We start from the raw sequence: 352 nt of genomic DNA, 5'->3' as shown, positions 1-352 counted from the left end.
GTGCGCGATGCTGGAAGGCGACTACGAGATCTACATGGTCGCCGATGCCTCGGGCGGCACCTCGAAGGAAGCCCACGACTACGCCATGCAGCGCATGGTGCAGGCCGGCGTGGTGCCGGTGACCTGGCAGCAGGTGCTGCTGGAGTGGCAGCGCGACTGGGCCCACCGCGACTCCTATGACGCCGTGATGAAGCTCGTCAAGGAGCACTCGGGCGCCTACGGCATGGGCGTGGACTACGCCTACACGATGGTCCACAAGGCCGCCCAGCGCACCGCCACGCCGCACGAGTCCGTGGCGCCGGTCGCCGCACGCTGATGTCCGTCGCCCCGCTGCCGCCTGCGGGAGCGGGGC

At 70.2% G+C, this 352-nt stretch carries 1 protein-coding gene; it reads left to right on the top strand.

From position 1 onward, the window contains the following. Window positions 1-316 (top strand): isochorismatase family protein (locus tag AC1DBD_RS18050; protein WP_476982763.1); only part of this gene is annotated, 316 nt, incomplete at its 5' end. Window positions 317-352: the final 36 nt, after the last annotated feature.

The sequence above is a fragment of the Arthrobacter sp. 10T419 genome, from assembly GCF_056394105.1.
The sequence above is the reverse complement of the archived record's forward strand: the minus strand, read 5'-3'. Positions and strand labels throughout refer to the sequence as shown.